Source organism: Okeania sp. SIO2B9 (genome assembly GCF_010672505.1).
In the GTDB taxonomy this organism is placed as follows: Bacteria; Cyanobacteriota; Cyanobacteriia; order Cyanobacteriales; family Microcoleaceae; genus Okeania; species Okeania hirsuta.
Genome location: NZ_JAAHGK010000232.1, coordinates 1 through 7368 on the forward strand (window position 1 = coordinate 1; position 7368 = coordinate 7368).

Annotated in this window: 7 protein-coding genes; 3 read left to right on the plus strand and 4 right to left on the minus strand. The window is 39.7% G+C overall.

Annotated elements, in window-relative coordinates; translation table 11 throughout:
• The first annotated feature begins 7 nt into the window (after positions 1–7).
• Positions 8–193, plus strand: coding sequence for a hypothetical protein (locus tag F6K13_RS10745; RefSeq protein WP_287287359.1), 186 nt, complete (start codon positions 8–10; stop codon positions 191–193).
• Between the two features lie 91 nt (positions 194–284).
• On the opposite strand, the gene F6K13_RS10750 is transcribed toward F6K13_RS10745, so the two are convergent.
• The 3 genes from F6K13_RS10750 to F6K13_RS10760 all read right to left on the minus strand — a co-directional run bounded on the left by F6K13_RS10750 (position 285) and on the right by F6K13_RS10760 (position 2002).
• Positions 285–1205: an iron uptake porin gene (locus F6K13_RS10750; protein ID WP_287242881.1), complete on the minus strand. Its 921-nt coding sequence runs from the start codon at positions 1203–1205 to the stop codon at positions 285–287.
• An 88-nt stretch (positions 1206–1293) separates the two neighbouring features.
• Positions 1294–1644: a hypothetical protein gene (locus tag F6K13_RS10755; protein ID WP_124144422.1), complete on the minus strand. Its 351-nt coding sequence runs from the start codon at positions 1642–1644 to the stop codon at positions 1294–1296.
• A 145-nt stretch (positions 1645–1789) separates the two neighbouring features.
• The gene (locus F6K13_RS10760) at positions 1790–2002 is read right to left on the minus strand and encodes an IS1 family transposase (protein ID WP_124144423.1); all 213 of its coding nucleotides are present in this window, start codon (positions 2000–2002) and stop codon (positions 1790–1792) included.
• Between the two features lie 329 nt (positions 2003–2331).
• Between F6K13_RS10760 and F6K13_RS10765 the strand changes: the two genes are divergently transcribed.
• Complete coding sequence (locus F6K13_RS10765; RefSeq protein ID WP_124154414.1) at positions 2332–3642, plus strand: GTP-binding protein; 1311 nt, start codon at positions 2332–2334, stop codon at positions 3640–3642.
• 746 nt (positions 3643–4388) lie between these two features.
• On the opposite strand, the gene F6K13_RS10770 is transcribed toward F6K13_RS10765, so the two are convergent.
• On the minus strand, positions 4389–5876 hold the full coding sequence (locus tag F6K13_RS10770; RefSeq protein WP_124144425.1) for a TldD/PmbA family protein: 1488 nt from the start codon (positions 5874–5876) through the stop codon (positions 4389–4391).
• 128 nt (positions 5877–6004) lie between these two features.
• On the opposite strand from F6K13_RS10770, the gene F6K13_RS10775 reads away from it, so the two are divergent.
• Positions 6005–7368 (plus strand): AMIN domain-containing protein (locus tag F6K13_RS10775; protein ID WP_287287357.1); only part of this gene is annotated, 1364 nt, incomplete at its 3' end.

Here is a 7368-nt window from a genome sequence, read left to right on the forward strand (position 1 = left end):
TCTTCAAATTAACTTACTTCCCGGTGCAATCAACGAAATTATGGCTTCTGCTGCCAAAAGTGGCTTTCTCACAAAATTAGACTGCTATGGCCTCATGGCTGCTGTATTAGACGATTCTCTAAGCACAGAAGATCGTTCTACTGTTAAGCGACTTTCATATTTTGTACTCAGAGGATGGGTACGAGTAGAGTAGACATAGAGTTGGCGATCGATACTTTGTTTAAATGTTATGCCTCAACAAATTCATCAGGAAATGCTTACCTTCTTCCTTCTTCCTTCTTTTCCTAAAACAAAAAAATCATCCGAATAATTCCCACAGTAATAGTTTCATTATCCTCGTCATGTTCGGGATTAATAACTACTAAAACTCCCGGATTAATTGAAATATTGTCATTAATTTGATAACGATAAAAACCCTCCAAATGCCAAGCTGTATCATCATCATCTGGACCATTATCAGTATCAGTTACTTTAGGTGGATTTCCAATTACAAAACCAAGCAAACTTCCCTGTTTACCTAAGTCAGTAAATCCTAAAGTAACTGCCCAATTAAAAATAGTTGCTTCATCTCCTTCCTTAACAAGACCAACAGATTTTTCAGCATCAGCAAAACTCCATCCAGTCCAACCGGAAACTGTGAAATTATTCAAAGCACGCCAACTTCCTTGAATACCTAAATGATCTGCGGAAGTGGGAACTAAATTACCAAAGGGTGCATTTGCTCTTCTACTACCTGTTGCTGCTGAGACAAATAACTTCCTTTTTGGATAGTAAGAACGTACATAAGTAACGCCAAAACGGAGGCGATCGCTTGGTCGAATATCTAGTTGTGCTAAACCTGCATTACTACCATTAAAAAATCCATTACTTTCTCTTGGGTTTTCCGGGTCTCTTGCTAAATATCCTAATGATAAAGTTACGGATTTATTAATATTATAAACAACTGTTACTCCAGCACCTCGTGCCCCTTGGGCATAGATAGGATTGAAGCGTCCAAACCTAGAAATTGCCCCTGATATTCTATTTGCAAAAAGTCTGTTGAAGTTATCAGAAACATTCATATTAAATCTACCACCAATGGCATCAACATGAACTCTAAATTTTTTGCCAACGGGAAAACGATAGAATAATTTACCAATATCAACAGTATTATTAGTATTTCTTTGAAACGCTAAACGAGTCATATTTGTTCCAGTTATTGGCACTCCATAGGCAACTATCCTCTACAATCAATTTGGCTCACTTCCTGAAGTTACACCTTTTCTAGATGGGATTAAACCAGTTGTTCTATCCTTAATTTTTAGGTGGTACTCCTTGCAAAGCAGTAATCAGAGGTCTGACCGCTCGACTAATCAAAGGTTTTATACCAGCTATTATTCCGAGGAAACTGCCACTTAATGTTGCTATTGTGAAGCCACTAATTGCATTTAAACTAGTAGTTAAAATAGCTAAAGTTAATTTATTTGCCGTTGCCAAATTTTTCAGAGCGACTAGAGTTTCTAGAGGAGAAGGTAGAATGATTGAACTATAGTGCATTGCTAGTAGTTGCCATATAGTTATAAATCCTAAAAAGCCGATTAATTCAGGTAAAATAACTTGAATTAGTTTGAATATATTTTTATCAAATTTATCAGATTGAATCATCAACTTGACTATGTTATTTTAAACTTGAACAGGACTTACGCAAAGACACTATATATAGCGTTTACCAATTTAGGCGATTGCTGACGCAAAGCTCCGCTAACGCTTAAAAAATCAAGTGCGATCGCCTCAAGATTTTGGGCATTTTTCAAACAAGAGTAAAAACACTTAATATAGTGTCCTTGCGTAAGTCCTGATTAAAATACATTTTAAGACATAGTTGTTTAACTTCAGGGTGATATGCTTTGGGTTTAGGAGATTCAACAAATTGATGTCCACAGTCGTGACAACGATAAGATTGTTTTTGCCGACGAAAACCATTTTTCTTATAACGAGAAGATTGGCATTTGGGACAGTACATTTTTTCTTGAGTTTGACAACAATTTTATTCTATAGCATTCTATATTCACTAACGCCTGAAAGTTTACATTAGGCATCTCCAATAATCAAAAATAAAATCAATTATCATACATAAATCATCAATTATTTCCCCCTACTCCCTACTCCCTACTCCCTACTCCCTCTTTTCCGGAGATGTCTATTTTTGAGAGTTGAATAGAGTGTAAGATGGTTAATCAGTTGTTGAATATAACTAAGATTATTATGGCTCAGTCTCTAAACGATCACCTTCACCTTTCTATCATTGCATGTGGTCACGCTGGTTCCGGTAAGTCCACCACCCTATGACACTTGATCTACAAATGCGGCTCGATTACCAAGCGTCAGATATCTACGTTTGAGAAAGAGTCTCTTGAAATGGGAAAGGGGTCTTCCAAGTATGCCTGGGTCATGGATAGAACTCCGGAGGAACGCGAGCGAGGTATGACCCTAGAGGTGAACTACTGGAGAATAAAAACGGAGAAATATTTCTGCCATCTCATTGATGTTCCCCATGCCATTGATCAAGTGATTAGTGCGGCCTCCCAAGCTGATGCTGCGATACTCATGGTTGATGCCAAAAAAGGAAGCTTTGAAGCTGGCTATGCTATGGACGGACAAACTCGCCAACACGCTTTCATACTCTATTGCCTTGGTGTCAAGCAGCTTATTGTTGCTGTCAATCAGATGGATGCTGTTAACTATGACCAAGAGCGCTACAACGAGATTGTTCTAGAAATGAGTGAACTTCTCAAAAAAATTGGCTACAATCCGAAAGCAATTAGGTTTATTCCTATCTCTGGATGGACAGGTGAGAACTTCTTGGAACCAGCAAGTAATATGAGTTGGTATCAAGGTACTCATATTGAGATGATGAACAGGTACGGGAATTTGGTACGAGCTTCTTTTAAAACCCTCTTCGAGGCTATTAATACCTTTCTTCTACCTTCAGATGACTCTGGACCCATGCGTACCTGTGTCTCTAGAGTATTTCAACCCGGGGACGACCATAACCTACAGATTGGTAATGGTCGATTTTCATTTATGGGACATGTTGAACGTGGAATCCTTAAGCCGGGAGATGAAGTTGTCTTTTACCCCACTCACACCAACTCCAACCCTTGCACAGCTAGAATTACCAATCTAGAGATTAGCCATGAGGAGACCACCTCCGCTAAGAAGGGTAACATTGTCAATTTTATTCTCGATGGTATTTCCCATGCTAACTCGCCCCATGTTGGTGATGTCATGGTTCATAAATCCGACTCCTCTATTGGCAGGATTCGGAGCTTCCAAGCTCAGGTTATTGTGCAATCTCATTGTGGTTCGATTGAAGTTGGCTACCAGACCACAGTCCTTATCAATAGTGCCCAGGTTGTAGTCCGCCTCACTGCTATCGAGCGTCAACTAGATAGAAGGGGTCGCACCATCGCTGAGAACCCCGCTAAGATTGAGGAAGGAGATGGTGCCATTGTTACATTTGAAGTCCAAGAACCTTTAACGGCAGAGCCATTCAAGGATTGTTCAGGACTGGGTCGGTTGATTCTGATGGACGGTAATAAGAATTCTGAGGGCGTTGCCAATTTAATAGTTGGTGTCATCCGAGAGGTTGAACGTGTTTGACCTACCCATTGACATCCTCTCCCGCTAAATCGAAGATTATAGCGGGAGATTCCCAAACATCGCTATTTGGGTTCCGGGTTTAAGTAGCAATTGTGCAAGAAACCCCGTTAAGGTATTTGCGATCGCGCTCTCCAATTAAACCTCTCTGAGAAAAAACCCTGAGACCCTTGATTTATCGTTATAAATTTCTGCACCAAATAAACTACAGTTTATTAACAGGACTTACGCAAGGACACTATATATGGTGCTTAGCGTTCAGACTATCTCTATATTGGCACTGCTTACTAGGTTCCTCTGAGCGATCGCCTGAACTCCAAAACATAACTAATAGATATCTCCGAAAAAGAATCTGAAATCCCTGTGTATAGGTAAAAATATAATTTCTAGAGATGTTTAATGGAATATTCACTAACATAGGCGATCGCACTTGATTTTTTAAGCGACCGCCTAAATTGGTAAACTCTATATATAGTGTCTTTGCGTAAGTCCTGTTGAATATAATCTTGACAGGATTTATCGCAGAAGGAACACAGAGTAATATAATTCCCTTGATCATCATACAATGCGTAGGGGCGAATGGCCATTTGTGCTCCGCAAAGCTCCGAATGGCGCCCCTACAATATAGACTCTTAATCTTAAACAATGCTGAATAACACTGATGCGACCAGATTTGAGATCAAACCCTTGTAGGAATGTTCCATGGAACGCCCCTACATTCTTTTTCGGAAGGAAAGCAAGTTGAAAACCTACGAAGCACTTCCAATTACAATATCGCGCACCCGCACAGGTACACAACTATGAGTCATTTGAGCTATCTGCATCGGTTCCCCTTTCCCACAAATATTAGTACCACACTGCTCCCTTTCTGCAACAGTTCCCACCGCATCAACACTATTCCAAAAATCTGTTGTCATCGAATGATAAGTCACATCTTTCAACATTCCCACAACTTTGCCTTTTTTCACCTGCCAAAAAGCATCTCCACCAAATTGAAAATTCCGTCGCTGTTGGTCAATAGAAAAACTACCAACACCATCAATTAAAATCCCATCTTCAGTATCAGCAATCATTTCATCTAAACTAGCAGTATGACTACCACCATCAGCACCCGCTTCTAACCCCAAATTCGGAATGCGTACCATCGGTACACTCGACCAACTGTCAGCAAAAGCACAACCATTACTACTACCACGTCCAAGTCGGTAAGCTGTTTCTCGGTCTGTGAGATAATCAACTAATATCCCATCCTTAACAACATACCATTCTTGTGACTTCACACCCTCATCATCATATCCCATTGTACTACGACCACCTGGTTGAGTGCGATCGCATTTAAAATTAACCCAGGGAGCAGCATATTGAAGTTTACCCATTTTATCGGTAGTGGCAAAACTTGTACCAGCAAAATTAGATTCATAACCATAAACCCTATCTAATTCAGTGGGGTGTCCAACAGATTCGTGGATAGTTAAAAATAGATTCGTTGGCTTTAAAATTAGAGTGGAGCGAATATCCGCAGGTCCTTTGGGAGCATAAACTTTTTCAATTGCTTCCTCAGCAACTCGTTCTACCTGACTCAATAGATCAGTGGGGTTAATATGCTCATAACCAATATTCAAAGGAGGTCGTTCGTAACTGCGACTTTGAGCATCATTATTGGCAATAGCTGTGCAAGAAAACCCAGGATAGCTGCGGTAAATTGTTTGCTCAATTAGGGAACCATTTGTAGAAGCAAATATTTTCTCTTCTTTAGTAAACCGGAGAAAAGAAGCAGCTTTTTTCACTCCTCGCTCCTCATAACTCAATAATTTCTCATTCAAATTTAAAAGTAATTCTGCCTTTTCGCCAATGGGTACTGCAAAAGGATCAATTTCAATGGGAGTAACATAACTATCACGGTAGGTTTCCACAGGTACTAACTTTACAGGTGTTTGTTGACAGAGACGACTACCCTTAGCAATATCTACTGCCAGAGCAACAACTCTAGCTACCTCTTCTAGACTTTGGCGATGACTGGCAGCAAAACCCCATGCACCATTGAGCAAAACTCTCACCCCAAAACCAGAATTGACCTTATCTTCTAATCTGTTGAGAGAGCGATCGCGAGCTGTTAAATTTTGAGAACGATAAATACATAAGCGAATATCTCCATATTCACATCCGGACTGACGAATTAAGTCTATTGCGAAGGTAGCTAATTCTGTAGTTTTAATCTTTGCTGGTGCTTGTACCATTCTATGTTAATCTGAATTTTATCTAATTTATTTTATATAATGCACCATTTTTGTCCAAAATTTTAGTTTGTAGGTTGTAGGTTAATCAAAAATGATTGTAGATTTGAGAGAATCGTGAGGAGTTTGCTATGCCTAATCAATATTTATCTCCAAAAAATCTGTTAAAATCAAAATTTTTATTAAAATTTATTGGATTAGTAGGAACACTGGTAATTAATTGGAGTTTTACTCGGCCAGTTTTTGCAGCCTTCTTAACAAACTGGTTTTTTGACCCAGACAATAATCAACTCCAGTTTACTCTCCCATCAGGTACAGCTCCTAGTTTTTCTTTAGAAAATAAACCAGCTCGTCTAATTGTATACATTCCCAATACAGAGGTTAGTGTAGATGTGACTGAGTTATATCCGGCAGGTTTGGTGCGCCGAGTTAGTCTTTCTCAAGAGCAACCAGAACAAGCAAAAGTTATTATAGATTTTGCTCCAGAAGTGGTTATCTCTAGCAAACAAGTACAATTAGAACAAGTCGAACCACAGGAAAATAGTTGGCAGTTAAGTTTGCTTGTAGCTGAAGGGGAATTTTCAGAGCCAGCAGAGGCCATAATTTCAGGGCCGACTGAGCCAGAAAATACAGAATTAGAAAATGCTCAAACTACCAACCAACAGCTAACTGAGCCAGAAAATACAGAATTAGAAAATGCTCAAACTACCCAAGAAGAAGAAAATAATCAAACTTCTACTCAACCAAAGCAAGATAGTGTAGGTTTATTAGACACTGCTCCGGAACAAGAATCTCCTTTACCAAACCCAGGCCCTTCTGCGGAGCCTTCCGTACCATTTCTGGTCATTCCCACTGACAGGCCAGGTAGATTTAGATCTCCAATAGTAGATGCTTTTGATAATGAAAAGCCTGAAACGGAAACTTCTCAGGTTGTAGAAACACCGACACTTCAGACTAGAGAGGAACAAGAGACGGTTATTTCACTTCCTCCAGAGTCCAGAGAAAAATCAAAATACAATACTACAGAATCAGTAGGTGTAATTACTTTTGGAGAACCTTTGCCGGGGTCATCGGGACAAAAACAATCTGAAGATGATTCTTCCATATTAATTGAGGAAGGAGAAGTTGTAGGTTTAATTTATCCATCTCAAGATGTTACATTACCACGAGATATTGAGATACAGGAAGTTTTGCTGCTCAAAGAGGCGATCATTGACGAATCTGGTAGAGTTATAGTACCAGCTAGAACGCCTGTAGTTGGTGGTTTTGATACTACTACTCAGGGAAGTAAATTTATCGCCAGGGCTATATATGTAGATGAGCGCTTAATTCCTTTTTCTGCTGAATCAGAATTACTCCGAGGCCATCGTAATATAAATGAAAAAGTTTTGGCTGCCAGTAGCGCTGGTGGGGGGTTAGGATTATTACTGCTGACGGGTTCAGGTTTTGGTTTTCTGGCAGGAGCAGCTCTTGGTGCTGGTAGTGTTGTTCTTAC